General features: G+C 66.3%; 25 protein-coding genes. 18 read left to right on the top strand and 7 right to left on the bottom strand.

Features of this window, described 5'->3' with window-relative positions:
• Positions 1-86: 86 nt before the first annotated feature.
• Together DK847_RS19925 and DK847_RS19920 are read right to left on the bottom strand one after the other, a co-directional pair.
• Positions 87-971, bottom strand: a complete 885-nt coding sequence (locus tag DK847_RS19925; protein WP_111200305.1) for a DMT family transporter — start codon at positions 969-971, stop codon at positions 87-89.
• Entirely contained in the window at positions 968-2,386 is a 1,419-nt protein-coding gene (locus DK847_RS19920; protein WP_245414683.1) for an NAD(P)H-hydrate dehydratase, read from the bottom strand. The genes DK847_RS19925 and DK847_RS19920 overlap by 4 nt, the downstream gene beginning before the upstream one ends.
• 114 nt (positions 2,387-2,500) lie before the next feature.
• Between DK847_RS19920 and DK847_RS19915 the strand changes: the two genes are divergently transcribed.
• From DK847_RS19915 to DK847_RS19895, 5 genes are all read left to right on the top strand, one after another.
• Positions 2,501-3,046 carry a DUF1003 domain-containing protein gene (locus tag DK847_RS19915; protein ID WP_111200304.1) on the top strand — a complete coding sequence of 182 codons (546 nt, stop codon included), beginning with the start codon at positions 2,501-2,503 and terminating at the stop codon, positions 3,044-3,046.
• Between the two features lie 283 nt (positions 3,047-3,329).
• Positions 3,330-3,668: a P-II family nitrogen regulator gene (locus tag DK847_RS19910; RefSeq protein WP_111200303.1), complete on the top strand. Its 339-nt coding sequence runs from the start codon at positions 3,330-3,332 to the stop codon at positions 3,666-3,668.
• A 42-nt stretch (positions 3,669-3,710) separates the two neighbouring features.
• Positions 3,711-5,129: a type I glutamate--ammonia ligase gene (gene glnA / locus DK847_RS19905; protein WP_111200302.1), complete on the top strand. Its 1,419-nt coding sequence runs from the start codon at positions 3,711-3,713 to the stop codon at positions 5,127-5,129.
• Between the two features lie 307 nt (positions 5,130-5,436).
• On the top strand, positions 5,437-6,165 hold the full coding sequence (locus DK847_RS19900; protein ID WP_111200301.1) for an outer membrane protein: 729 nt from the start codon (positions 5,437-5,439) through the stop codon (positions 6,163-6,165).
• A gap of 126 nt (positions 6,166-6,291) precedes the next feature.
• The gene (locus tag DK847_RS19895) at positions 6,292-7,218 is read left to right on the top strand and encodes a DMT family transporter (RefSeq protein WP_111200300.1); all 927 of its coding nucleotides are present in this window, start codon (positions 6,292-6,294) and stop codon (positions 7,216-7,218) included.
• On the opposite strand, the gene DK847_RS19890 is transcribed toward DK847_RS19895, so the two are convergent.
• The gene (locus DK847_RS19890; RefSeq protein ID WP_111200299.1) at positions 7,166-8,005 is read right to left on the bottom strand and encodes a LysR family transcriptional regulator; all 840 of its coding nucleotides are present in this window, start codon (positions 8,003-8,005) and stop codon (positions 7,166-7,168) included. The genes DK847_RS19895 and DK847_RS19890 overlap by 53 nt on opposite strands.
• 104 nt (positions 8,006-8,109) lie before the next feature.
• On the opposite strand from DK847_RS19890, the gene DK847_RS19885 reads away from it, so the two are divergent.
• Genes DK847_RS19885 through DK847_RS19875 form a run of 3 tightly spaced genes read left to right on the top strand, consistent with a single transcriptional unit; the run spans position 8,110 to position 10,140 of the window.
• The gene (locus tag DK847_RS19885; protein WP_111200298.1) at positions 8,110-9,135 is read left to right on the top strand and encodes an LLM class flavin-dependent oxidoreductase; all 1,026 of its coding nucleotides are present in this window, start codon (positions 8,110-8,112) and stop codon (positions 9,133-9,135) included.
• Entirely contained in the window at positions 9,132-9,353 is a 222-nt protein-coding gene (locus DK847_RS19880; protein WP_280956420.1) for a tautomerase family protein, read from the top strand. Before DK847_RS19885 ends, DK847_RS19880 begins: the two co-directional genes overlap by 4 nt.
• A 4-nt stretch (positions 9,354-9,357) precedes the next feature.
• Positions 9,358-10,140, top strand: a complete 783-nt coding sequence (locus DK847_RS19875) for an alpha/beta fold hydrolase (RefSeq protein WP_111200296.1) — start codon at positions 9,358-9,360, stop codon at positions 10,138-10,140.
• On the opposite strand, the gene DK847_RS19870 is transcribed toward DK847_RS19875, so the two are convergent.
• Positions 10,137-10,481, bottom strand: coding sequence for a hypothetical protein (locus DK847_RS19870; RefSeq protein ID WP_146256204.1), 345 nt, complete (start codon positions 10,479-10,481; stop codon positions 10,137-10,139). The two genes, DK847_RS19875 and DK847_RS19870, sit on opposite strands and share 4 nt — an antisense overlap.
• 158 nt (positions 10,482-10,639) lie before the next feature.
• Between DK847_RS19870 and DK847_RS19865 the strand changes: the two genes are divergently transcribed.
• The gene (locus tag DK847_RS19865; RefSeq protein ID WP_161957401.1) at positions 10,640-11,200 is read left to right on the top strand and encodes a GNAT family N-acetyltransferase; all 561 of its coding nucleotides are present in this window, start codon (positions 10,640-10,642) and stop codon (positions 11,198-11,200) included.
• 16 nt (positions 11,201-11,216) lie between these two features.
• On the opposite strand, the gene DK847_RS19860 is transcribed toward DK847_RS19865, so the two are convergent.
• Positions 11,217-12,383 carry an alpha/beta fold hydrolase gene (locus DK847_RS19860; RefSeq protein WP_111200293.1) on the bottom strand — a complete coding sequence of 389 codons (1,167 nt, stop codon included), beginning with the start codon at positions 12,381-12,383 and terminating at the stop codon, positions 11,217-11,219.
• 136 nt (positions 12,384-12,519) lie between these two features.
• Between DK847_RS19860 and DK847_RS19855 the strand changes: the two genes are divergently transcribed.
• The 6 genes from DK847_RS19855 to DK847_RS19830 all read left to right on the top strand — a co-directional run bounded on the left by DK847_RS19855 (position 12,520) and on the right by DK847_RS19830 (position 18,502).
• A complete protein-coding gene (locus tag DK847_RS19855) occupies positions 12,520-13,281 on the top strand; it encodes a helix-turn-helix transcriptional regulator (protein WP_146256203.1) in 762 nt (253 codons plus the stop codon).
• A gap of 67 nt (positions 13,282-13,348) precedes the next feature.
• A complete protein-coding gene (locus DK847_RS19850) occupies positions 13,349-14,278 on the top strand; it encodes a dimethylarginine dimethylaminohydrolase family protein (protein WP_111200291.1) in 930 nt (309 codons plus the stop codon).
• A 369-nt stretch (positions 14,279-14,647) separates the two neighbouring features.
• The gene (locus DK847_RS19845) at positions 14,648-15,772 is read left to right on the top strand and encodes a BaiN/RdsA family NAD(P)/FAD-dependent oxidoreductase (RefSeq protein ID WP_280956419.1); all 1,125 of its coding nucleotides are present in this window, start codon (positions 14,648-14,650) and stop codon (positions 15,770-15,772) included.
• Between the two features lie 10 nt (positions 15,773-15,782).
• A complete protein-coding gene (locus tag DK847_RS19840) occupies positions 15,783-16,556 on the top strand; it encodes an SDR family oxidoreductase (RefSeq protein ID WP_111200290.1) in 774 nt (257 codons plus the stop codon).
• Positions 16,553-17,902, top strand: a complete 1,350-nt coding sequence (locus DK847_RS19835; protein WP_111200289.1) for an FAD-binding oxidoreductase — start codon at positions 16,553-16,555, stop codon at positions 17,900-17,902. Before DK847_RS19840 ends, DK847_RS19835 begins: the two co-directional genes overlap by 4 nt.
• The gene (locus tag DK847_RS19830) at positions 17,903-18,502 is read left to right on the top strand and encodes a ferric reductase-like transmembrane domain-containing protein (protein ID WP_111200288.1); all 600 of its coding nucleotides are present in this window, start codon (positions 17,903-17,905) and stop codon (positions 18,500-18,502) included.
• Between the two features lie 129 nt (positions 18,503-18,631).
• Here DK847_RS19830 and DK847_RS19825 read toward each other — a convergent pair whose 3' ends face one another.
• Positions 18,632-20,248 (bottom strand): GMC family oxidoreductase, encoded by a 1,617-nt coding sequence (locus DK847_RS19825; protein ID WP_111200287.1) that lies wholly within the window; start codon positions 20,246-20,248, stop codon positions 18,632-18,634.
• A gap of 148 nt (positions 20,249-20,396) precedes the next feature.
• On the opposite strand from DK847_RS19825, the gene DK847_RS19820 reads away from it, so the two are divergent.
• Together DK847_RS19820 and DK847_RS19815 are read left to right on the top strand one after the other, a co-directional pair.
• Positions 20,397-21,599 (top strand): mandelate racemase/muconate lactonizing enzyme family protein, encoded by a 1,203-nt coding sequence (locus DK847_RS19820; protein ID WP_111200286.1) that lies wholly within the window; start codon positions 20,397-20,399, stop codon positions 21,597-21,599.
• Positions 21,600-21,603: 4 nt separating this feature from the next.
• The gene (locus DK847_RS19815; protein ID WP_111200285.1) at positions 21,604-22,503 is read left to right on the top strand and encodes an NAD(P)-dependent oxidoreductase; all 900 of its coding nucleotides are present in this window, start codon (positions 21,604-21,606) and stop codon (positions 22,501-22,503) included.
• Between the two features lie 437 nt (positions 22,504-22,940).
• On the opposite strand, the gene aqpZ is transcribed toward DK847_RS19815, so the two are convergent.
• Entirely contained in the window at positions 22,941-23,621 is a 681-nt protein-coding gene (aqpZ, locus tag DK847_RS19810) for an aquaporin Z (protein WP_111200284.1), read from the bottom strand.
• A 262-nt stretch (positions 23,622-23,883) separates the two neighbouring features.
• Between aqpZ and DK847_RS19805 the strand changes: the two genes are divergently transcribed.
• Positions 23,884-25,278: DEAD/DEAH box helicase (locus DK847_RS19805; RefSeq protein WP_111200283.1), on the top strand; the 1,395-nt coding region annotated here is incomplete at its 3' end.

Here is a 25,278-nt window from a genome sequence, read left to right as displayed (position 1 = left end):
GAAAGCCCGGGCCGTTGCAATGGGCGCGGTCTATAGCAGAGGGGTTTTCGGTATGCCAGTGAAGAAAGCGCCCGCAGTTGGGCCGTTCAGGCCCGCCGGGCGGCGCGCGCCTGCGCCAGCGTGGTGAGCCCGATCCCCAGCGCCACCACGGCGATTCCCGCCCAGACCATCGGCGGGTAGCGCTCGCCCAGCAAGCTGACCCCCACGCCGACCCCCACCGCCGCCGCCACATAGCCGATCTGCGAGAGGTAGGTGGGCCCGCCCACCGCCTGCAGGCGGAAGAAGGTGAGATACATGATGGTCGAGGCGGCAAGCTGCCCCGCAACGATGCCGGGGATGGCGGCGAGCGGCGCGAGGTTCAGCCCGCCCACCAGCCACGCCAGCGCCAGCAGCGGCAGCACGGCGGCGAGGTTGATCGTCGCCCCCAGCCGCATCGGCCCTGCCCCGCGCGGCCAGCCCACCGTGCGGTAGACATTGCCGGCACCGAGGAACACCGGGATCAGGGCCGCCAGCAGCAGCCAGCGTGCCTCGCCGCCCGCGAAGCCGGCATGGCGGGCGATGATGATGGTCACCGCCCCGGCGAGCCCGAGGGCAATGCCGGCGAGGCCCAGCGGGCCCGGCGGCCTCACCCGGAAGGCCATGGACAGGATCGCCGTCGTCACCGGCGAGGTGGCCACCAGGATGGCCGCCAGCCCGCTGCCGATATGGGGAATCGCCGCGAAGGTCAGCGCCAGCGGAATAACGTTGGACAGGACGGAGGAAATCGCCGCATAGCGGTAGAGCCCCGGAACCGCCCCGTCGGAGGCCTCGAACAGCCGGGCCGCCACCCCCACCGCCAGCCCGGCGCCAAGGCAGATGACCGCCGCCCACAGCGCCGGGTTCACCCCTGCCGCCACGGCGAGCTTGCCCAGCGGAAAATTGCAGCCGAAGGCCAGCCCGGTGATGAGCAGCAGGACGAGCGGACGGTTCATAGGCAGTCGATCAGCGTCTCGGCCGTCAGCCCGCGCGGCCCGTGCCGGCTGGCGGCATCCCCATGCAGCCACACCGCCGCACAGGCCGCCTCGAAGCCGGGCATGCCCTGCGCCAGCAGCCCCGTCACGATCCCCGCAAGCACATCGCCCGAACCCGCCGTCGCCAGCGATGGCGGCGCATTGACGTTGACCCGGGCCCGGCCATCGGGTGCGGCGATCACCGTATCCGCCCCCTTCAGCACCACCACCGCACCGGAGCCTTCGGCGGCCTGCCGCGCCAGTTCAATTTTTGATTCACCTGCTTCACTTAATCCTTTGAAAACACGGTCAAATTCGCCAGCATGCGGGGTCATCACCACGGGCCGCCCCGGCACCATGTCGATGAGCCGGAACAGCCGCTCGCTCTCCGCCGCGAAGGACGACAGCGCGTCGGCATCCAGCACCGCCGCCGCCCCGCTCATCAGCACGGTTTCAACCCGGTCGCGGGTGTCGACCCCCACCCCCGCCGCCGGGCCAATGCACACCGCGTTCTTGCGCCGGTCGGCCAGCAGGGCCGAAAGATCGAGGTCTGACAACATGATGGCCGTGACATGTGACGCCTGCACCAGCAGCGCCTCGCGCCCGCCCGAAAGCGTAACCAGCCCCGCCCCGGCCCTGAGGGCCGCCTCCGCCGCCAGCCGCGCGGCGCCGGTGCTCAGCGGCCCGCCGGACACCACGACGGCATGGCCGCGGCCATATTTGTGGCCAGCCACCGCCGGCTGCGGAGGCCGGATTCCGCAATTGATGGAATCCCTTGGGCGAATCTCCTGCAAGACTGAATCAGGAATGCCGATGTCCGCCAGCACCACCGCGCCGCAGAGTTCCCGGCCCGGCAGCAGCACATGGCCGGGCTTCCGGCGGAAGAAGGTGATGGTCACGTCGGCCTTCACACAGGCGCCGCGCGGCTGGCCGGTCCGCCCGTCGAGGCCGGAGGGCACGTCCACCGCCACCACCGGGCAGCCCGCGCCATTGATCGCCGCCGCCAGTTCCGCGGGGAAGTCCTTCGACAGCCCCGCCCCGAACAGCGCATCGACGATCAGCCCTGCCCCGTCCATGGCGCCCACCGCCTCCACCGGCCCGTCCCAGCGCGCCGCCATCGCCGCGGCGTCGCCCTTCAGCCGCGCCCTGTCGCCGAGCAGTGCCAGCCGCACCGGCCAGCCCCAGGCCCTGAGGATGCGCGCCACCACGAAGCCGTCGCCGCCATTGTTGCCCGGCCCGCACAGCACCAGCGTGGGCCGCGCCCCGTAGCGGCGGGTGATCTCGTCGGCAACCGCACGCCCGGCATGTTCCATCAGGCTGAGCGATGGCACGCCGGCCGCTACCGCCAGCGTATCGGCGCGGTACATCTCTTCGGGCGTCAGCAGTTCGTGAATCATGGCCGCAGGCTAGACCATTGCCGGGCCAAGCGGAACCAAGCGGCAATTGCCCGCCTTGCGCAGCGCGGCAAAGGGGAGGAGTCTGCGCTGATCGGGGCGACCGGAGACCGAGTGATGACCCATCCGACCACCCAGGCACCCACCGAAGCTGTGAAGATGCTCGCGAGGCGCATCCTGGAAATCGGTTACGACGACCTGCCGCCGCGCGAGCGCCACGTGCTGGAAAGGGTGGCGCAGCGCATGGCCGTGTCGCGCGACTGGAGCACCAGCTTCGAGGAAAACCGCAGCTTCGGTGAAAGGATGGCCGACCGGATCGCGGCCTTCGGCGGCTCTTGGACTTTCATCATGCTCTTCGGCCTCGCCATCGCGATCTGGATGGCAGTCAACACCGTGCTGTTCTACCGCTGGGGAGCCGATCCCTTCGATCCCTACCCCTTCATCCTGCTAAACCTCTTCCTGTCTCTCATCGCCGCCATCCAGGCGCCCATCATCATGATGTCGCAGAACCGCCAGGCGGCGAAGGACCGGCTTCAGGCCAGCCACGACTACGAGGTCAACCTCAAGGCCGAGATCGAGATCATGGCGCTGCACGAAAAACTCGACGAATTGCGCCAGAAAGACCTCCAGGAACTGATAGCGAGCCTGAAAAGGGATAGGTGAGGTGCCAGCCTGCTTTCGAGGAGGTCATCCCCCTCAGGCCGTCATCGCGGCGAAGGCCGGGATCCAGCTGCCTGCGTGACGGCCAGCCAAAGCAGGGGCCCCGGCCTTAGCCAGGGTGACGCCAGCACAGTGATCATAAAATAGGCACTTCTGCCTAAATTCTAACCACTCTACCCTGCCCAAATTTCAGGCGACTACCCCAACCCCTTGATTCAAAACCCGGCAAAATCTGGCACAGGTCCTGCAAGCATCTGATCAACATTGCGAGAGGCTGTCATCCGCCATGAAAAAGATCGAAGCGATCATCAAGCCGTTCAAGCTGGATGAGGTGAAGGAAGCGCTGCAGGAAGTGGGCCTGCAGGGCATCACCGTCACCGAGGCCAAGGGCTTCGGCCGCCAGAAGGGCCATACCGAGCTCTATCGCGGTGCCGAATATGTCGTCGACTTCCTGCCCAAGGTGAAGATCGAGGTGGTGCTGGCGGACGAGTTCGTCGAGCGCGCCGTCGAGGCGATCCAGAACGCGGCGCGCACCGGCCGCATCGGCGACGGCAAGATCTTCATCTCCAACATCGAGCAAGCCATCCGCATCCGTACCGGCGAGGCCGGCCCGGACGCGCTCTAACCCAAGACCAAGAAAACCAAGCCAAGCCTAGAGGAAGATAACATGAGCAAGCCCCTGGACGTGTCCGGCGTCCTCGCCCTGATCAAGGACAAGGACGTCAAGTACGTCGACCTGCGCTTCACCGACCCGCGCGGCAAGATGCAGCACCTCACCATGGACGTCTCGCAGATGCACGAGGACGCCTGGGCCGAGGGCCTGATGTTCGACGGCTCCTCGATCGCCGGCTGGAAGGCCATCAACGAGTCCGACATGGTGCTGATGCCCGATCCGTCGTCGGCCCACCTCGACCCCTTCTATGCCCAGACCACGCTCGCCGTGTTCTGCGACATTCTCGAGCCCGGCACCGGCGAAGGCTATTCGCGTGACCCGCGCATGATCGCCAAGCGCACCGAGGCCTATCTCAAGTCGACCGGCATCGGCGACACCGTGTTCGTCGGCCCCGAGGCCGAATTCTTCATCTTCGACGACGTGAAGTTCGCCGTCACGCCCTACAACACCGGCTTCAAGCTGGATTCGGTCGAGCTGCCGTCCAACTCCGACCGCGACTACGACACCGGCAACATGGGCCACCGCATGCGCACCAAGGGCGGCTACTTCCCGGTGAACCCGATGGACTCGGCCCAGGACATGCGCTCCGAGATGCTCTCCACCATGGGCGACATGGGCCTCATCGTCGAGAAGCATCACCACGAGGTCGCCTCCTCGCAGCATGAGCTGGGCACCCGCTTCCAGCCGCTGGTCACTGCCGCCGACCACATGCAGATCTACAAGTACGTGATCCACAACGTGGCCCACGCCTATGGCAAGACCGCGACCTTCATGCCCAAGCCGATCTTCGGCGACAACGGCTCGGGCATGCACTGCCACTTCTCGATCTGGAAGGACGGCAAGTCGATGATGTCCGGCAACCAGTATGCCGACCTCTCGGAAACCTGCCTCTACTTCATCGGCGGCGTGATCAAGCATGCGAAGGCGCTCAACGCCTTCACCAACCCGTCGACCAACTCCTACAAGCGCCTGGTGCCGGGCTATGAAGCCCCGGTGCTGCTGGCCTACTCCTCGCGCAACCGCTCGGCCTCCTGCCGCATTCCCTTCACGGCGAACCCCAAGGCCAAGCGCGTCGAAGTCCGCTTCCCCGATCCGACCGCCAATCCCTATCTCTGCTTCTCGGCGATCATCATGGCGGGCCTCGACGGCATCGTGAACAAGATCCACCCGGGCCCGGCGATGGACAAGAACCTCTACGACCTGCCGCCGGCAGAACTCGCCAAGGTTCCCACCGTCTGCGGCTCGCTGCAGGAAGCAATCGACTCGCTCGCCGCCGACCACGAGTTCCTGCTCAAGGGCGGCGTGTTCTCCAAGGACCAGATCGAGAGCTACCTCGAGCTGAAGCAGGAAGAGCAGGACCGCTACCGGATGACGCCGCACCCGGTCGAGTTCGACATGTACTACAGCTGCTAAGCCTCCCTCGGGACGCGACAGGAAAAACCCCGGCCGAAAGGCCGGGGTTTTGCCGTTCTGGCGACACGTGAAGATTGCGAAAGCCGGCCGCGGACAACTGCCACACCGTCAATGTTAACGAAGCTTTTCAGCGGCGAACCAGATCCGCGCATCGCGGTGGCCCCGACTGTGTCCGGTTTGCAACAGCGCGCCGCCATTCAGCCTGATCGCTGATCTGTGATGATCCATCCCTGCCTTGCTGTGGTAGTCGATTGTCATCGAGCCCGGCATAACTCGGGCTGAGTGAGTTCAAGAAGGGGATGTAAGTATGAGGAAGTATCTTCTCGCCGGGTCCGCGCTGGTTGCAGCGCTGTCGATCGCCACCGCGGCCAATGCCGCCGACATGACGGCTCCGGCCACCTATGACTGGACGGGCTTCTACCTCGGCGCCAATGCCGGCGTGGCGTGGTCCAATGCCAGCATCGACCAGAACACCTATATCGACGGCGTGCGCGTTCCGGCTCTCAGCAACAGCCTCGATGGCAACAACACGGCCTTCACCGCTGGCGGCATCCTGGGCTACAACTACCAGATGGACCAGATCGTCCTCGGCGCCGAAGCTGACTTCAACTATCTCGGCTTCAGCAACGACCGCAGGCGGAACATCGACGACGGCGTCTATGCCACCACCAACTTCGAGGCTGACTGGTACGGCACGATCCGCGCCCGCCTCGGCTTCGCCGTCGACAACCTGTTGATCTACGGCACCGGCGGCGCGGCCTACGGCAACATGAATGCCGACGGCAAGCTCGTCGTGGGCGACGCGGTCTGGAAGGGCTCGACCGACGATACCCGCTGGGGCTGGACCCTCGGTGCGGGTGCCGAATACGGCATCGACAACTGGAGCCTCGGCGTCGAATACCTCTACGTCGACCTCGGCAGCGACAACTACAAGAGCAACACGATCGACCTCGATCCGGGCCTCGCCAACTTCAAGGGCGACGTCGACTACGCCTTCTCGACCGTGCGTGCGACCGTCAAGTATCGCTTCCAGTAAGCTGGCAGCGTCTTCGGACAGCGAGGCCCCGGCAGAGATGCCGGGGCCTTTGCGTTTCTGGAACCACCGTGGTGCACCCGGCTGGCGCTTGTCGCCGGGGCCCCCAGGGGGCTAATCCCCTCTGCCATGTCCCACGCTTCCGCGATTCACCTCCGCTCCCCCGCCCATGATTTCCGCATGGGGGTGCTGCTGGTCGCAGGCTCGGCGGTGACGTGGAGCTTCGGCGGCACCATCGCCCGCTTCATCCATGTGGATGACAGCTGGACGGTCGTCTTCTGGCGCGCCCTCTTCGCCGCCACCTTCCTCCTGCTCTTCATGCTGTGGCGTGACGGGCCCAGGGCCACCGCGGCGATGTTCCGCAACATGGGGCTCGCGGGCCTCGGCGTCGCCATCTGCTTCGGCGTCGCCTCGTCCTGCTTCGTGGTGGCGCTGCAATACACCACGGTCGCCAACATCCTGCTCACCCAGGCGGCCGCGCCGCTGTTTGCCGGCCTCCTGGCCTGGATGGTGTTCGGCGAGCGCATCGACGGTGCCACCTGGGCGGCCATCGCGGCGGTGATCGGCGGCGTCGCCATCATGGTTTCCGCCTCCTTCTCGGGCGAGGTCTCGCCCATCGGCGACGGGCTGGCGCTGGTCATCACCATCATGTTCTCGGCGGCGATCGTCATCACGCGGCACCACCCGGAGGTGCGCATGACGCCGGCGGTCTGCCTCGGCACCGCCATGGCCTGCGTGGCGGCCTTCTTCCTGTCGGGGCCGCTGCCCGTCAGCCTGCCGGACCTTGGCTGGCTGTTCCTGTTCGGCGCGGTGAATCTCGGGGCGGGGCTTGCCATGTTCGTCACCGGCGCGCGGCTCATCCCGGCCGCACTTGCGGCCCTCGTCGGCACGCTGGAGCCGGTGCTGGGGCCCCTGTGGGTGTGGCTCATCCATGGCGAGGTGCCGGTGGCGCGCACCATCTTCGGCGGCGCCATCGTCTTCGCGGCGCTGTTCCTGCACATCCTCAATGACTGGCGGCGGCAGCGAGCGCAGAAGCGTACCAGCCCCATGGCCTGACGGTCTGGGCATTCTCCACCACATAGACGCGGCGACGGAAGCCCGGCGCATTGCCGACGCGGTGCAGCGCGCCCGTGTCCAGCGCCTGCGCCACGTGCCGGCGCGGCAGGTATCCCGAGCCGCCATTGCGCAACAGGTGGTCCAGTGCCCAGTCGGATGAGGCGATGACCAGCGCCGAGGTCACGTCACCCGGAAAGGCCGCGGCATGCTGGCGGCGGAATTCATCGCCATGGTCGACATAGACATAGCTCGCATCCATGAGCGGCGCCGCCATGGCCTCGCGCGACACGAGGATCAGCTCGTCGTCGAACAGCACGTGGCTGGCAAAGCGCTCGCCCTCCTGCGGGGCATGGCAGAAGGCGATGTCGACGAGGCCGATCGCCAGCCAGCGGTCGATCATGCGCTGCTCGCCCGGCCAGAAGGCCAGCGCCACGCCAGGGCAATGCGCACGCACGTGGTCGAGGAAGCGCCGCCCCGGCCCCTCCCACAGGTCGAAGTCGAGCCCGACATTGCACACGCCCTCGAAGCCCCGGGGCAGGGATATCTCGGCGCGCGCCTGCCCCCACAGCTGCACCATCAGCTCGGCATAGCGGCGGAACTTGAATCCGGGGGACGTCAGGTCGGCGCCTGACTTGTTGCGGTGCAGCAGCTTCTGGCCGATCTCCTCCTCCAGCCCGTTGATGCGGGCGGTGACGGTGGAGGGCGTCACGTTCAGCCGCTTCGCGGCAGCGACCAGGCTCCCGGTCTCCACCACGGCGAGGAAGGTGCGCAGCTCGTCGAGGTTCATGCCATGCTCAATTCGAAACTTTCGAACATAATGCCGAAAAGATTTCGATTTTCAACGCCAAGACCCTCTGCCACTCTCCTGCGTTCCAACCGGAGGGCTGCCCCATGGATTTCGTCCACTTCCTGTCGAGCCACATGCTGGACCCGTCACTGGGCGGCAAGCGCCTGTACAAGAACGTGGTGGCGCAGGCCGTGCATGCCGAGGCGCTGGGCTATCGCGGTGTAGGCATCCCCGAGCATCACCTGATCAACATCCTGCTGATCCCCGCCCCGCTGCAGATGGCGGTGAAGGTCGCGGCCCATACGCGGCGCATCAAGCTCGTCACCTCGGTCTGCCAGTTGCCGATCCGCGACATGCGCATTTTCGCGGGCGAAGTGGTGCAGGCCCAGGCGCTGTGCGACGGGCGGCTGATGCTCGGCGTCGGCAAGGGTGCCTTCGGCTTCGAGACGCAGCGTTTCGATGTGCCCATCGAGCAGACCAAGCCGCAGTTCGAGGAAGACCTGAAGCTGCTCGAGGCGCTGCTGACGCAGGAGGAAGTGTCGTGGAACTCGGAGCGCTATTCCTTCGAGCCGCTCACCATCATGCCGCGCCCGGAAGACCCGATCCCGCTGATGGTGGCGGTGATGAACCCCGCCGGCATCGAGGCGGCGGCGAAGTCCGGCTACCACGTGCAGACCACGCCCTTGGGGGGCAGCCACCAGCAATTGATCGACCAGGTCACCGCCTTCACCCGCGGCAAGGCCGCGGCGGGACGCCCGCTCGACACGCGCCTGTCGCTGCAGCGTGGCATGTTCCTTGTCGAGAACGACGCCCAGAAGCGCCTGATCGCCGAGAAGGCCTGGACCTATTACCAGAGCTTCGACAACGTCTTCGGCGGCGCGGGCATCGTTGACAGGGGCATCATCCGCCCGCTGCCGCGCGCCCAGAGCGTCGAGGAGCTCGCCTCCAACCTCCTGCTCTGCGGCAAGGACGAAATGATCGAACGCATCGAGGTCTATTCCGAACTCGGCATCGACGAGGTGCTGACCACCTCCAACTTCGGCCAGGACGAGCAGATGACGCTCGACATGATGAGCCGCTTCGCCGAAGAGGTGATGCCGCACTTCGCACAACAGAAAAAAGCAGCCTGACGGGGAGACCGAAAACAATGCCCATCATCCGGGTCGAAATGTTCAAGGGCCGTACGCCGGCGCAGAAGAAGGCCATCGCCAAGGAGCTGGTCGACGGCTTCATCCGCGGCGCGGGTGGTGGCAGTCCCTCCTCCTTCAACGTCGTCTTCGTCGATGTCGAGAAGCATGACTGGGCCGTGGGCCACGACATGATGAACGAGAAATATCCGGACAAGTGAAGCCATGCCCACGCCAGTGAAATCCGCCTTCTCGGTCGAGGGCGAGGGAGAGCCGATTTTCCTCATCCACGGCATCGGCGCCTCGCGCGCCTCCTTCGCGGGCCTCGTGCCCCACCTGAAGAATGAATACCGCGTCATCTCCTATGACCTGCGCGGCCATGGCGCCTCGCCCAGGCCCCAGCCGCCCTACACGCTCGATGATCTCGTCGAGGACCTCGAGGCGCTGAGGAAGGAGCTCGGCATCGAGAAGGCGCATTTCGCCGGGCACTCGCTCGGCGGCATGATCGGGCCTGCCTATGCGCTCAAATATCCCCAGCACGTGCTGACGCTGGGGCTTTATTCAACTGCTGCCTTCCGCACCGAGGATGACAGCGCCAAGGTCAAGGGCGTCGTCGCCGCCATGCGCACCAAGGGCATCCCCCAGGTGCTGGAGACGCTCAAGGACCGCTGGTTCACGCCCGAATTCGGCCAGCGCCGGCCAGACGTCATCGAACGCCGCATGCAGCAGGTGATCGACACGGATCCTGACGTCTTCCTCTCGGTCTTCGACATCTATGCCGAGACCGAGATGGCGCCCTGGCTCCATGAGGTGAAGCACCCCTCGCTGGTGCTGACGGGCGAGAATGACGGCGGCTGCAACCCGCGCCTCAACAAGCTCATTGCCGAGGCGCTGCCGAACTCGGAACTCGTCATCCTGCCGGTGCTGCGCCACGCCATCCTGCTGGAGGCGTCAGACCAGGTTGCTCCCCCGGTGCTGGACTTCCTGCGCCGCCATCGCGGGCGCTAGTCGACCTCCACCACGCGGCAATGGGCATAGGCCTTGTCGTAGATCTCGTGCCAGCGCGGCGGCTTCGTCAGGCGCATCAGCGTGCCGCCCAGCCCGCCGCCGCCGAGGGCCTCCTTGCTGGCTGGCGACGGCGCGGCGGCCGTGCCCGCCTTGCTCGCCACGACCCTCTCCCGCGGGCCCGCCGCCTCCTGCGGTGCGCCCCGTTCATAGAGGATGTTGTTGTTCGCAACCCCGGCGGCCCAGCGCCGGCAGAAGCTCTTGGTCCGGGCCTCCACCGATTCCGCCGCAACACCGGCAAGCACGGCAGAGATGACGAGAATCGGGACTGGACGCCGCCTCATGAACACTCCGTTAACTGGCCGGACTACAACTATAGGCTGATTATGTCGCAAATTTGGATTCGGTCGGGCGCGAAACAACCGCTTGTGACCGGCATCACGCCGGGGCTGCCGCAATGGCGTCATGGTTTAATGAATTCTTAAGCGGGAGGAGGCCGCACATGACCACCATCACGAAGCTACCCGCCATCGAGACCCCTTCCCTGATGCTGCGCGAAATCGAGCTCCGTGACGCGCCGGCCTTCAGCAATTTCATGACGCAGGACGACTATCAGCGGCACATCGCGGTGCGGCTCGCCTCCGATGGCGAGGTGCGCGCCTTCGTGACGCGTGCGGTGGCCCGCCAGGGTGATGACCGGCGCAACTGCTTCCATCTTGCCGCCGAGGAAAAGCTCTCGGGCGAGGCGATCGGCGACGGCTTCCTAGTCCTGCAGCACCCGAAGACGGTGGAGATCGGCTGGGGCCTGCATCCCGCCATGTGGGGCATGGGGCTCGGCACCGAGATCGGCCACGCCCTGCTCGGCCTCGCCTTCGAAAGGCTGCGCGCCGACAGCGTGTGGTGCAAGGTGATGGACGGCAACCAGGCCTCCGCCCGTCTCGCCACCCGCATCGGGCTGCGCCACCTCAAGACCCACCCGCATTATCCCGCCGCCCCCGGCCGCAGCTGCCGGGTGGATTTCTACGCCATGGACGAAAGCGACTATTTCGACCGCGCCTACTGAGCGGCGGGTCCGCCCCTCATCGGCAATTGCTGCGCGCGGGCTGGCCTGCCAGCCGCTGCGCCAGCCAGTTCACCGCCTGTGCGTGGCCGGCATCCATGGCGCCGGAATGGCCCTTGCCCTTCAGCGTCACGTACTGGACGCTGGCGCCCGCCTGGCAGGCGCCGCGCACGAACTGCGTCGTCACCTCCGGCTTCACGATGTCATCCGCCCCGCCCTGGATGATCAGCGCGGGGGCCCGGTTGCCCAGCGCATAGAGCGAGTTCTGCACCATCAGGTCCTTCCACGGCGGCACGCGCGAAGGGTCGGCGCGCAGGAACTGCTTGTCGAGGCCCTTCTGCGCCGCCGCCGCATCGATCTGGCTGCCGAGATCGTCGACGCAGTTCTTGCTCACCTGGTCGATCAGGTTCTGCGACACGCCGTCGAGCAGGCTGTTGAGGGGTGCGCCATATTTCTCGTGCCAGGAATCGAGCGTGTAGGAGGCAAGGATGCGCCCGGCGATGGAGTTGAGATTGGCCTTCAGCAGCGTCGCGAGGTCGGTGGGCGGTGCGATCGCCGCAACGCCCTTGAGCTTCAATTCCGGGGCATATTCGCCAGCCAGCTGGGCGGCGAACAGCACGGCGTGGCCGCCCTGCGAAAAGCCCCACAGGCCGAAGTCGCTGCCGCCGCCCACCGCCGGGATCTGCCTTGCAGCGCGCACCGAATCGATCACCGCATAGGCCTGGCCCTTGCCCACGAGGTAGCCGATGGGCCCCGGCGTGCCGAGGCCGGGATAGTCGGTTGCCGCCACCACCAGCCCATTGGCCACGATCTCGTTGAGGCCGCCGATCGACTTGGTGGGTGCGGCGCGCAGCGAGGGGGCGCATTTCCACGCCACGCCCGTCGTCGGGTGCGCCCAGGCAATGAACTTGCGCGCCGCCGGGTTGGCGGGGGCCTTGTCGGGAAGCACCACCACACCGGTGGAGAGGATGGGCCTCAGCCTGTAATCGCGTGTCACGTATGTGATGCGCCAGGCAGTGGCGCGGTAGATGCGGGAGAGGCCGATCTGCTCATACGCCAGCAGCGTGCCGGGCTTCTGCGTGGCCGAAACCGCCCTGGGCGATGTCGGGCCCGGCCGCGCCTCCACCCCGGGGGCGATGACAAGCAGGGCCACAAGAAGCAGAAATGCCGCGAACCGTTTCAACACCCGTGTCCTTCCTCTCGTGCTGCGCGAGCGGCGGCTTGTGCGGCGGCGGGCCGCGAGTCATCATTTCACGCGCGCCAAGAGCTAATCGTCCGCATGGCAATGGTCAACCCTTGCGCGCAACGGGTGGAGGGTGAAGGTGGCCGCATCGATCAGCGCACAGGCCCGTCTGGTGCTCGCCATCGGCGCGCCCGGCTTCGCGGAGCGCCTGCTGGCGGCAGCCGGCGCCTGCCTTGCCCATGATGCGGCGGCCCTGATGATCTTCCATCCCGCCGCCCCGCCCGCGGTGCTGGTCGATCATCTCCGGCCGGCCGAGCGCGCCTGGCTCTATGGCGACTATCTCTCGGGCGTCTATGCGCTGAGCCCCTTCTACCGTGCCGCTCAGAAGCTCAAGGCGCCGCGCGTCGCCCGGGTGCGCGAGATTGCGCCGAAGGGCTTCGCCCAGAGCGAATATCACCGCCGCTACTTCGCACGGATCGGCGTTGATGACATGATCGGCCTCCTCATCCCCGCAAGCCAGGCGGAAACCGTGTTCATGTCCTTCTCGCGCAGCACCGGCAGCCGGCGCTTCACGGCGGGCGATGCGAAGGCGCTCTCCGCCTGCGCCGAAATCCTGTCAGCCGCCGTCACCCGCCATTGCGAGATCGCGGGGCCGCTCGCCAGCCGCCACATCGCCGCTGCCGCCGCCCCCATCGCCCACAGGCCCGCGCCTTCGGGTCTCACCGCGCGCGAGGCACAGGTCGTCAACCTGATGCTCGAAGGCCATTCGGCCCGCGCCATCGGCGAGGCGCTGAAGATCTCCAATGAAACCGTGCGGGTGCACCGCCGCCACATCTATGAAAAGCTCGGCATCTCGTCCCAGGGCGAGCTCTTCCGCTGGTTCCTCGCCTCGCGGGCATAACCCTGTTGCGGTATGGCGCGGCCCGGCGCCCTGCCATAGTCTTCGCCCGAACCCGAGGGAGAGAAACATGACCAACGTGCCGCTCCGTGCCCGCCGCGAAAATGGCGGAACCCCGAAGATGACGGGCCGCTTCCAGATCAAGTCCGAAACCGGTGTCCTCAAGGACGTGCTGCTCGGCCCCGCCGAAAGCTTCCGCTGGATGGGGCTGGAGAATGCCGCATGGTCGTCGCTGGTGCGTGACACCATGCGCAAGGGCTACAAGTTCGACAAGCAGGTCGCCATGCGCCAGCACCGCGAGATGGTGGATGCCTATGCCCAGGCCGGCGTCACCACGCACTTTCTGCCGCTCGACATGACCAATCCCTACCAGGTCTATGCGCGCGACTCCTCCTTCATGTCGCCCTATGGCGCGGTCGTCTGCCAGCTCGCCAACCCGCGCCGCCGCGGCGAATATGCCGCCGTGCTGCGCTTCTATCTCGAGAACAACATCCCGATCTACGACATGATCTCGGCCGGCAATTTCGAGGGCGGCGACTTCAACATCATCCGCGATGGTCTCGCACTCGTCGGCTACACCGACCACCGCTCCGAGGAAGTGGCCGCAAGGCAGGCTTCCGAGTGGTTCATCAAGGAAGGCTGGGAAATCAAGTATGCGCCGATTGACCAGTTCTATGTCCACATCGACCTGATGGTCTGCATGCTGAACGAGCACTGCGCCGCCGTCTGCCTCGAAACCACCGAGGACGACGTCATCGCCTGGCTCAAGTCGAAGAAGATCGAGATCATCCCCGCCACCTTCAAGGAAACCATGGCCTTGGGCTGCAACGTCGTGACGCTGGGCGGCGACCGCGTGCTCTCGACCGAGAGTGCGAAGGACCTCAACGCCAAGATGCGCGCCGCGGGCTTCACCGTCTACGACCCGGACATGACCATGTTCCTGCAGGCCGGCGGCGGCGTCCACTGCATGTGCCAGCCGCTCTCCCGCGAGGCGGCGTAAGTCTGCACCGCCCTCCGCCTTACCCAGGCATCCCCTTGGACTCATCATGGCCGGGCTCGTCCCGGCCATCCTTCTTGCAGCCGCCAAAGAGGATCGCCGGGACGAGCCCGGCGACGATGACAGCAGGATGAGCATGACGGCGAGCGACAGCAGGATCATCTTCCCCTCCCCCAGCGCAAAAAACCGGCTTCCGCCGGTTTCCCATTCCAAGACCCAATTTCCGAGAATGCGCCTTTCTACCACAGCGAGCGCCCGCTGTCAAGGACTAATTTCCGATATTAGGATCGATTCATCCGCACCCGCCCCATGTTTCCCCTTGCATCCCCTTCCCATCCCGGCGAAAGCCCGTGCTGAACCAGGAGTGCAGCCGTGGCGGACGTCAACATCATCGGAGCGGGCCCCGCAGGCCTGATGGCGGCGGAAATCCTCGCCACCGCGGGCCACCGCGTCACCATCCATGACCAGATGCCAGCCCCCGCCCGCAAGTTCCTGCTCGCCGGCCGCGGCGGGCTGAACCTCACGCATTCCGAGCCGCTTGAGCAGTTCCTCGAACGCTATGGCGAGGCGAAGGACCTTCTCGAACCCGCCATCCGCGCCTTCCCGCCCGAAGCGCTCATTGGCTGGGCGAACGGCCTCGGCATCGAAACCTTCGTCGGCTCCTCCGGCCGCGTCTTCCCGAGGCAGATGAAGGCCTCGCCGCTGCTCCGCGCCTGGCTCCGCCGGCTCGATGCGCTGGGCGTCACGCTCGTCACGCGGTCCAAATGGCAGGGCTTCGACGGCACGCCGACGATCCTTGCGCTGGGCGGCGCCAGCTGGCCGCATCTCGGCTCCGATGCCGCCTGGCTTCCGGTCTTCGCGGAGAAGGGCATCACGGTCCATCCCTTCAAGCCGGCGAACAGCCGCTTCCTCGTCCACTGGTCGCCGGTCTTCCGCGACAAGTTCGCCGGCACGCCGGTCAAGAACGTGGCGCTGACATATGCCGGAAAGCGCGTGCGCGGCGAGCTGATGATCTCGCAGGAGGGGATCGAGGGCGGCGCCATCTATGCCCTCTCCAAGGGCCTGCGCGAGAAGCCGGGCCACCCGGTCATCATCGACTTCCGCCCCGACCTCACCGAGGAGGTGCTGGCCCAGCGGCTGCAGAAACCGCGCGGCAAGGATTCGCTGTCGAACTACCTGCGCAAGGTCGCGGGCCTCTCGCCCGTCGCCATCAACCTGCTGCGCGAGACGGGCACGGCACCCGATGCCAGGGGCATCAAGGCCATGCCCTTGAAGCTTGAGCGCCCCGCGGGCCTCGCCCGCGCCATCTCGTCCGCCGGCGGCGTGGCGCGTGACGAGGTCGACGCGAACTTCCAGCTCCACAAGGCCCCCCTCACCTATTGCGTGGGCGAAATGCTGGACTGGGAAGCACCCACCGGTGGTTATTTGCTGCAGGCCTGCTTCTCCACCGCCGTCACGGCGGCGCGCCACCTTGCCAGCCAGCTGGAAACGCGCTGAACTCAGCGCCATGGATCTCGATCTCCGCAACAGGACGGCGCTGGTCTGCGGCGCCAGTCAGGGACTTGGCTTCGCCATCGCCGAGGCCTTGGCTCATGAAGGCTGCAAGGTGGGCCTCATCGCGCGCAATGCCGCAAAGCTCGACATGCATGTGCGCAATTTCGGCGCCCATGGCCTGGACGCCATGGCCCTTCCCGCCGACATGGGCGACTGGGGCCAGGTCGAAACCGCGCTGAAGCGCTTCGGCATGCCGGACATTCTCGTCAACAATTCCGGCGGGCCCCCGCCCGTCGACGTGACGAAGGTCGACGCCGATCTCTGGCGCCGCCAGTTCGAGACCATGGTGCTGAACCAGATGCGCCTCACCGAGGCGGTGCTGCCCCACATGCGGGCGCAGCGCTTCGGCCGCGTCCTGTCGGTCGCCTCCACCTCGATCGTCGAGCCCTTCGCCAGTCTTGCCATCTCCAATTCGCTGCGCGCGGCGCTGGCGGGCTGGATGAAGACGCTGGCGGGCCAGGTCGCCGGTGATGGCGTCACCGTCAACATGCTGCTCCCCGGCAGCTTCGCCACCGAGCGCATCGACAGCCTCAACGCGCGGGAGGCCGAGGCCCGCGGCGTGCCGCATGCGCAGGTGGTGGCCGAGTCCTCCGCCGAGATTCCCGTGGGCCGCTATGGCGACCCGAAGGAATTCGGCGCCGTCGCCGCCTTCCTGGCGAGCCCCAAGGCCTCCTATGTCACCGGCCAGATGATCCGCATCGACGGCGGGGCGACCCGCTCGCTATGAGCCTGCTCGCCGACCTCCGCGCCGCACTGGGCGATGCCGCCGTCCTCGAGGGCGAGGCCATGGGTGCCAAGTCCTCCTCCGACATGAGCCTCACAGGTACTTCGCCTCCCCGCGCATTGCTCCGACCACGGACGACCGAGGAGGTTGCCACCGCACTCCGCCTGTGCAACGCCGCGGGCGTACCGGTCATCGCGCAGGGCGGCATGACCGGCCTCGCGGGCGGTGCCAACCCCACCGGCAGCGAGATCGCCATCAGCCTCGAGCTCATCCGCGGCATCGAAGAGGTCGACACCGCCTCCGCCACCATGGTGGTGAAGGCCGGTACGCCGCTGGAGGACTGCCAGCGGGCCGCCGCCGATGCGGGCCTCTTCCTCGCGCTCGACCTGGGCTCGCGCGGCTCCTGCACCGTGGGCGGCAATCTCTCGACCAACGCGGGCGGCATCCGCGTCATCCGCTATGGCATGGCGCGCGAGCAGGTGCTGGGGCTCGAGGCGGTGCTGGCCGACGGCACCGTCATCTCGTCGATGAACCGCATGCTGAAGAACAATGCGGGCTATGACCTGAAGCACCTGTTCATCGGTTCCGAGGGCACGCTCGGCCTCATCACCCGCGCCGTGCTGCGCCTCCACCCGCCGCCGGGCGAGATCACGACGATGCTCTGCGCGGTGGAAAGCTACGATCACGTCGTCGCCCTGCTCCGCCGCGCGCAAGGCACGCTCGGCGGCATCGTCGCCTTCGAGGCCATGTGGCGCGACTATTTCCAGTTCAACGCCGATGCCCTCAAGCTCCGCTTCTTCGAGGCCGACCATCCCTTCTGGGTCATCATCGAAAGCACCATGGCAGCCGGGGCGATCGAGGCCTTCCTCGCCGCCGCGCTCGAAGAGGGGCTCATCGCCGATGCCCTCATCGCCCAGTCGCATGCCCAGTCACGCCAGATCTGGTCGGTGCGCGACGGCCATCCCATCGAGGCGCTGCCGAACCTGCTGAACTTCGACGTCAGCCTGCCCATCGGAGCGATCGGCGATTATGCCGTCGCCTGCACCGCCGCGCTGAAGCAGCGCTGGCCCGAAGCCCATGTCTCCTTCTACGGCCATGTCGGCGACTCAAACGTCCACATCTGCGTCTCGACGCTCTATCGCCCGGGCGAGGACATGCATTCCGTGGACGACATCGTCTATGGCGTGCTCGGCCGCTACCATGGCTCGATTTCCGCCGAGCACGGCATCGGCACGCTGAAGCGCCCCTATCTCCACCTCTCGCGCAGCCCCGCGGAGCTGGCGCTGATGCGGACCCTCAAGCAGGCGCTGGACCCAAGGGGCATCCTCAACCCGGGCAAGGTGGTCTGAGTGCTCCGCCGGCTCGTCGACTCGCACTGGGCCTTCCGCCTTTTCCTCGCCCTTCCCGCCCTCGGCATGCTGGCGCAGTTCCTGCGGCTCCACAGCTGGGGACTGCTCATCGGCCAGTCGGGCGAATGGGCGGTGCGCATGCTGATCCTGACGCTCGCCGTGTCCCCCATCCGCATCCTGATGAAGCAGCTGCACATGGGGCCGCACTGGCCGGCATGGCTCCTCAAGCGCCGCCGCGATCTCGGCATGGCCTGCTTCCTCTATGCGGCACTCCACCTCGCGGCCTATCTCGTGCGGCAGTGGAACATCCACGTCGTGCTTTATGACCTGCGCTCCGTCGAATATGCCGCAGGCTGGCTGGGCTTCGTCACGCTGCTGGCATTGGCCGTCACCAGCAACGATGCCTCGGTGCACTGGCTGGGCACCTGGTGGAAGCCGCTGCAGCGCACCGTCTATCTCTCCGCCATCGCGGTTTTCCTGCACTGGTACTGGATCCGGCAGGATCACGACGGGTTGTGGCTGCACCTCGTTCCGCTGGCGGTGCTGGAAGGCTACCGCCTTCTCCACAACTTCGCGCGGCCGGCGGGGCTGAAGCATTGAACTGATCTTCTCATCTCATCATGGCCGGGCTTGTCCCGGCCATCCTTTGTCTGGCCCCAACAAAAAGCTCGCCGGGACAAGCCCGGCGATGATGACGTGGAAGATGAAGAGAGAGAGCGATCGAGCCGCCTACCGCGCATCCCCCAGCATGATCTCGGCGCCCTTCCAGCCCACCATCATGGCGGGTGCGTTGGTGTTGCCGGCGATCAGGTTGGGGAACACCGAGGCATCGCAGACGCGCAGGCCATCGACGCCATGGACGCGCAGCCGTGGATCAACCACGGAGTCCTTCTCCTCCGGTCCCATGCGGCAGGTGCAGGAGTGGTGATAGACGGTGCCGCTGCGCTGGCGGAAATCATTGATCATCGCCTCGTCGGTGTTGATCTCCGGACCGGGGCGCAGCTCTTCCGCCATCAGCCCCTTCAGCGGCTCCTGTGCGGCGATGGTGCGCAGGAACTTCACCGCCGCCAGCATCTCCTCGACGTCCGAGTTGGTGCCATAGGCATTGAACGAGATCCTCGGGTGCGCCAGCGGGTCGGGCGACGCGATCATCACCTCGCCGGTGCTGGTGGGGCGGCAGTTCGACAGGCCCAGCGAAAGCCCAGAGAACGGATCGGGGTTGAGGATCGGCCGCTCGCCGGCCTTGGGGATCAGCGTCGAGAAGGCCTGCATGTAGAGCTGCATGTTGGGCCTGGTCATCTCCGGGTGGGTGCGGAAGAAGCCGCCGCCCTGGTTGATGGAGAGCGACAAGGGCCCCTTGCGCGTCAGCACATATTGCAGACCCGCCTTCAGCTTGCCCCACCAGGGGCGAAGCTCGTCATTCAGCGTCGGCACCGTCATGCGCCATGTGTAGTTGATGCCGTGGTGGTCCTGCATGCGGGCACCCACGTTGGCATTGTCGCGGATCACCGGAATGCCGAGCGACTGCAGCAGCGCGCCCGGCCCGATGCCCGAGAGCTGCAGGAGCTGCGGCGAGTTGATGGCGCCGCCCGCGAGGATGATCTCGCGGCCCCTGGCATCGAGCTTCATGCCACGCTGGACGTAGGCCACGCCCACCGCGCGGTTGCCTTCGAACAGGATCTTCGTCGCCTGCGCATGGGTCTCGACGAGCAGGTTCTTGCGCTTCATCGCCGGGCGCAGGAAAGCGCGCGCCGCCGAATTGCGGATGCCGTCCTTGATGGTGAACTGGTAGAGGCCGGCGCCCTCCTGGCTCGCGCCATTGAAGTCCGGCGTGAACTTCAGCCCCGCCCTTTCGGTCGCCTCGAGATAGGGCTTGCAGAGGGGGTGCGCTTGGTCGCCCAGGTCGGTGATGGTCAGAGGCCCGCCGCGACCGCGGAAGGCCGGGTCGCCCTCGGCATAATTCTCCATCGCCTTGTAGGCAGCGAGCACCTCGTCCCAGCCCCAGCCGATGTTACCCGCCGCACGCCAGTCCTCGTAATCCTGCCGGTGGCCGCGGATATAGACCATGGCGTTGATGGAGGAGGAGCCGCCCAGGAGCTTGCCACGCGGGTAGAAATCGCTCTGGCCATTGAGCCCCGGGTCGGGCTCTGCCTTGTACATCCAGTTGACCGACTTGTCGTAGAAGGTCTTGCCATAGCCCAGCGGCATCTGCACATAGAAGCGCAGGTCGCTGCCGCCCGCCTCCAGCAGCAGCACGCGGTGCTTGCCGCTCGCCGTCAGCCTGTCGGCCAGCACGCAGCCGGCCGAACCGGCGCCCACGATGATGTAGTCGAATGTCTCTGGCACGATGCACCGTCTGGTGAGGAATGACCGCTTTTGCCCCCGTTCGGGCCGTCAAAACAAGTGTTTCCGCCTCACGACCGGTTAGAAATTTTCATCGTGCCCGCGCCCTGCGACCTGCTAGAAGCGAGCCATTTCCGGGAGGGACGCACCCATGAAAGTCAAGGACCTCAAAACCTTCATCGTCGGCAATCCGCCGCCCTCCTGGGGCGGGCGCTACTTCATCTTCGTGAAGCTCACCACCGACAACGGCATCACCGGCATCGGCGAATGCTATTGCGACACCTTCGGGCCCAAGGCCATGGAGGCGATGATCGAGGATACCTTCTACCGCTACATCGAGGGCATGGACCCGTTCCACCTCGAATCGATGTGGCGCAAGGTCTATGGCTCGGGCTTCTCGATGCGCCCCGACATCTCGCTGATGGGGGTTCTTTCCGGCCTCGAGATCGCGCTGTGGGACATCAAGGGCAAGGCGCTGAACAAGCCGGTCTATGAGCTCCTCGGCGGCCGCGTGCACGAGAAGCTGCGCTCCTACACCTACATCTACCCCGATTTCTCCAAGGGCCAGGACGCCTCGATCTTCTGGAACGCCGAGCAGTCGGCCGAGCGCGCCGCGCATTATGCCGCGCGCGGCTTCACCGGTATCAAGTTCGATCCCGCAGCGCCGTACTCCGCCTTTGACCCGCGCCAGCCCTCGCTCGAGTCGATGGAACTCTGCGTGAAGTTCTGCAAGCTGATCCGCGAGGCGGTGGGAACCAAGGCCGACCTGCTGTTCGGCACGCATGGCCAGTTCACGGCGTCCGGCGCGATCCGCTTCGCCAAGAAGATCGAGCCCTATGATCCCCTGTGGTTCGAGGAGCCCACGCCGCCGGACAAGCCCGAAGAGATGGCCCTCGTCGCACGCGGCACGTCGATCCCCATTGCCACGGGTGAGCGCCTCACTACAAAGTACGAATTCGGCCGCGTGCTGGAAAACCGCGCGGCATCCATCCTGCAGATGGCGCTCGGCCGCGTGGGCGGCCTCATGGAAGCGAAGAAGATCGCCGGCATGGCCGAGACCTTCTATGCGCAGATCGCGCCGCATCTCTACGCAGGCCCGGTCGAGGGTGCGGCCAACATCCACTATGCCGCCTCGCTCCCCAACTTCCTGATCCTCGAGTCGATCGAGGAATGGGGCGGCTTCCATGCCGATCTCCTCAAGAAGCCGATCCTCTGGCAGGACGGCTACGTGATCCCGCCGACCGAACCGGGCCTCGGCATCGAACTCAACGAGGAAGTGGCCGAAGCCCACCCCTATACCGGCACGAACCTCCACCTCGAAATGACCAATCGTCCCCTGCGCAAGGAAGAATAGACAGATGCGTTACGGTTATATCGGACTGGGCAATCTCGGCGGCCACCTGGCGCATTCGCTGGTGAAGAAGGGCTATGACGTCACGGTCTATGACCTCGACCCCAAGCTCGCCGAGCGCCACCTGAAGGACGGTGCCAAGTGGGCCGCCTCGCCCGCCGAACTCGCCTCGAAGGTGGACGTCGTCTTCACCTGCCTGCCCTCGCCCGTCGTCTCGGAGAAGGTGCTGGGCGAGATCCTCACCACGCTGAAGCCGGGCTCGGTGTGGATCGAGAACTCGACCAATGGCCGCGACGAGATGATCCGCCTTGCCGCCATGGCCGAGGCCAAGGGCATCCGCGTTCTGGAAGCGCCGGTCACCGGCGGCGTGCACCTCGCGGCGCGCGGCGAGATCACCGTGCTGGTGGGCGGCGACAAGGCGCTGTTCGAGGAGTTCCGCCCTGCCCTCGAAACCATCGGCAAGAAAATATTCCACATGGGCCCCATCGGCTCTGCGGCGATCATCAAGGTCATCACCAACATGCTGGCCTTCATCCACCTGGTGGCCGATGCGGAAGCCCTGATGCTGGCCAAGCGCGGCGGGCTCGACCTGGCCCAGGCGTGGCATGCCATCACGGCCTCTTCCGGCTCGAGCTTCGTGCATGAGACCGAGGGCCAGCTGATCCTCAATGGCAGCTACGACATCGCCTTCACCATGGACCTGGCGCTCAAGGACCTGGGCTTCGCCATGAACTTCGGCAAGGAATTCGGTGTGCCGTTGGACCTCGCCTCGATGACGCAGCAGACCTTCATGAAGGGCAAGGCCGCCTATGGCGGTTCCGCCCAGTCCACCCAGATCGCCAAGCTGCTGGAGGACGTGCTGGACACCGACCTGCGCGCCCCCGGCTTCCCGGCCCGGCTGGAATAGGCCCGGCCGCCGCCACGCAAGAAGGCCCCGGAGGAAAACCTCACGGGGCCATTCCGCGCAATCTGCGCTCAACCCTTTCTCTTGGGCTCATGCCGCGATGAAGCGGCTGCAACGTCAGCGATGTGAGGAGAGCCGCCGGGCCTGTCTCGCAAGCGGAGCGTGCTCAGATGATCTGGTTCTGCGTCGGGGGCATCAGTGTTCGAGACCTCTCGCGTTCTGATGGCCCGATGGTGCCGCCGAAGCCCCCGCCCGTCAAATCACGCTTTGGGACAGGCCGGCTCACCTAATTCAAGTTCTTTTCATAAGTAACATTACAGTTTACACTGGGGAAAGTAACATTGAGTCGGGCTTCCTCTTCCTCGTGACCTCCCGTGCGTACAAACTGGGGCGGACCTCGTGAAAGGTCCGCCCCTTTTTCGTCGGCAATCGATCCTGCCTCAGTCTTCGGAGATCATCCGGTGGATGATGGCGCCGAGCACGCCGCCCACGATGGGGGCGAGCCAGAAGACCCAGAGCTGCGCCACATAGGGCCCGCCGGCGAAGATCGCCGTGGCGGTGGAGCGCGCCGGGTTCACCGAGGTGTTGGAGACCGGGATCGACACGAGGTGGATCAGCGTCAGCGCCAGGCCGATGGCCAGCGGCGCGAAGCCGGCGGGCGCGTTCTTGTGGGTGGTGCCGAGGATGACGACCAGGAACATCGCGGTCATCACGATCTCGCAGATGACGACGGAGGACAGCGCATAGCCGCCGGGCGAGAGTTCGCCGAAGCCGTTCGACGCGAAGCCGCCAGCCTCGAAGCCCGCCTTGCCGGAGGCGATGAGATAGAGGATCGCCGCGCCGGCAATGCCGCCCACCACCTGCGACACCACATAGCCCGGAACGCTGCCCCAGGACATGCGGCCGGCGGCGGCCATGCCAAACGACACGGCAGGGTTGAAGTGGGCGCCCGAGACGTGGCCCACGGCATAGGCCATGGTCAGCACGGTGAGGCCGAAGGCCAGTGCGACGCCGGCGAAGCCGATGCCGAGCTCCGGAAAGGCAGCGGCCAGCACGGCCGAGCCGCAGCCGCCGAAGACCAGCCAGAAGGTGCCGAAGAATTCGGCTGCATATTTCTTCATGAGTTCATTCCCCCAATTGGCAGATGGCCTGGCCATCGAATCGCCGGGCCGTGGCCAGATTACCCCCGGCACAGGCGGAGATTGTCCGTTGGGCGGCAATTCCGCAAGACCGTAGAAACGCCAAACCCGCGGATGAATTGACTTTCCCCACCGGAATCCCTATGTGCGGGCTGACTGAAGCGCCCGGGCCCTTTTGGCGCACCCGCCCGACAGCGCATTTCCCTGATGAAACCAAAGTCGCCAGAACGGTCTTTCACGACACATGAATTTCTCCGAGCTCGGACTGAGCCCCAGAACCCTCGAAGCGGTCACCGCAGCGGGTTACACGACTCCCACCCCCATCCAGGCGGAAGCCATCCCCCCTGCCCTCCAGCGCCGTGACGTGATGGGCCTCGCCCAGACCGGCTCCGGCAAGACGGCGGCCTTCGTGCTGCCCATGCTGTCGCTGCTCGAAAAGGGCCGCGCCCGTGCCCGCATGCCGCGCACGCTGATCCTCGAGCCGACGCGCGAGCTGGCCGACCAGGTGCGCGAGGCTTTCGAGACGCTGGGCAAGATGCACAATCTCTCGGTCGCGCTGCTGATCGGCGGCGTCGCCTTCGAGCCGCAGGCCCTCAAGATCGACCGCGGTGCCGACGTCGTCATCGCCACGCCGGGCCGGCTGCTCGATCATTTCGAGCGCGGCAAGCTGCTCCTGACCGGCATCGACATGCTGGTGATCGACGAGGCGGACCGCATGCTCGACATGGGCTTCATCCCGGACATCGAGCGGATCTGCAAGCTGCTGCCCTTCACCCGGCAGACCATGTTCTTCTCCGCCACCATGCCGCCGGAGATCCAGCGGCTGACCTCGCAGTTCCTGCACAATCCCGTGCGCGTCGAGGTCTCGCGTCCCTCGTCGACCGCCGAGACCATCACCCAGATGCTGGTGAAGGCCCCGCATGACGCCAAGGCCAAGCGCGAGGCGCTGCGCCAGCTCCTGCGCACGCAGGACAACGTCAAGAACGGCATCATCTTCGCCAACCGAAAGACCACGGTGGCGCTGCTCGAGAAATCGCTCGCGGTGCACGGCTTCAATGTCGGTGCGCTGCATGGCGACATGGACCAGTCGGCCCGCCTCAAGACGCTGCAGGGCTTCCGCAACAACGAGATCACCTACCTGATCGCGTCGGACGTCGCGGCCCGCGGCCTCGACATTCCGGAAGTCTCCCACGTCTTCAACTTCGATGTGCCCACCCATGCGGAGGACTACGTCCACCGCATCGGCCGCACGGGGCGCGCCGGCCGCGAGGGCGCGGCCTTCACCATGGTGTCGAAGGAAGAGGGCAAGTACCTCAAGGCCATCGAACAGCTGATCAAGAAGGAAATCCCCTACTTCGAGCTGAGCGAGGACGCCCAGGCGGCCATCGAAACCCGCGCCGCCGAGCCCGACCGCTATGCCGCCCGCGAAGGCGGCCGCGGCGGCGACCGCCGGGGCCGTGGCCGCGAGCGTGACCGTGACCGCCGCCCGCGCGAAATCAAGGACCACGGCGAACGCGCCGCGATGGAACCCGCCAAGCGCGTCGAACGCGCCGAGGGCGAAGCCGCAGCCAGCGAGGCCCCGCGCGCCGAACGCACCCCCCGCGAGCCCCGCCCACCCCGCGAGCCGCGCGAGCCGCGC

Origin of the sequence: Aestuariivirga litoralis, assembly GCF_003234965.1 — a bacterium.
Classification (GTDB): domain Bacteria; phylum Pseudomonadota; class Alphaproteobacteria; order Rhizobiales; family Aestuariivirgaceae; genus Aestuariivirga; species Aestuariivirga litoralis.
The sequence above is the reverse complement of the archived record's forward strand: the minus strand, read 5'-3'. Positions and strand labels throughout refer to the sequence as shown.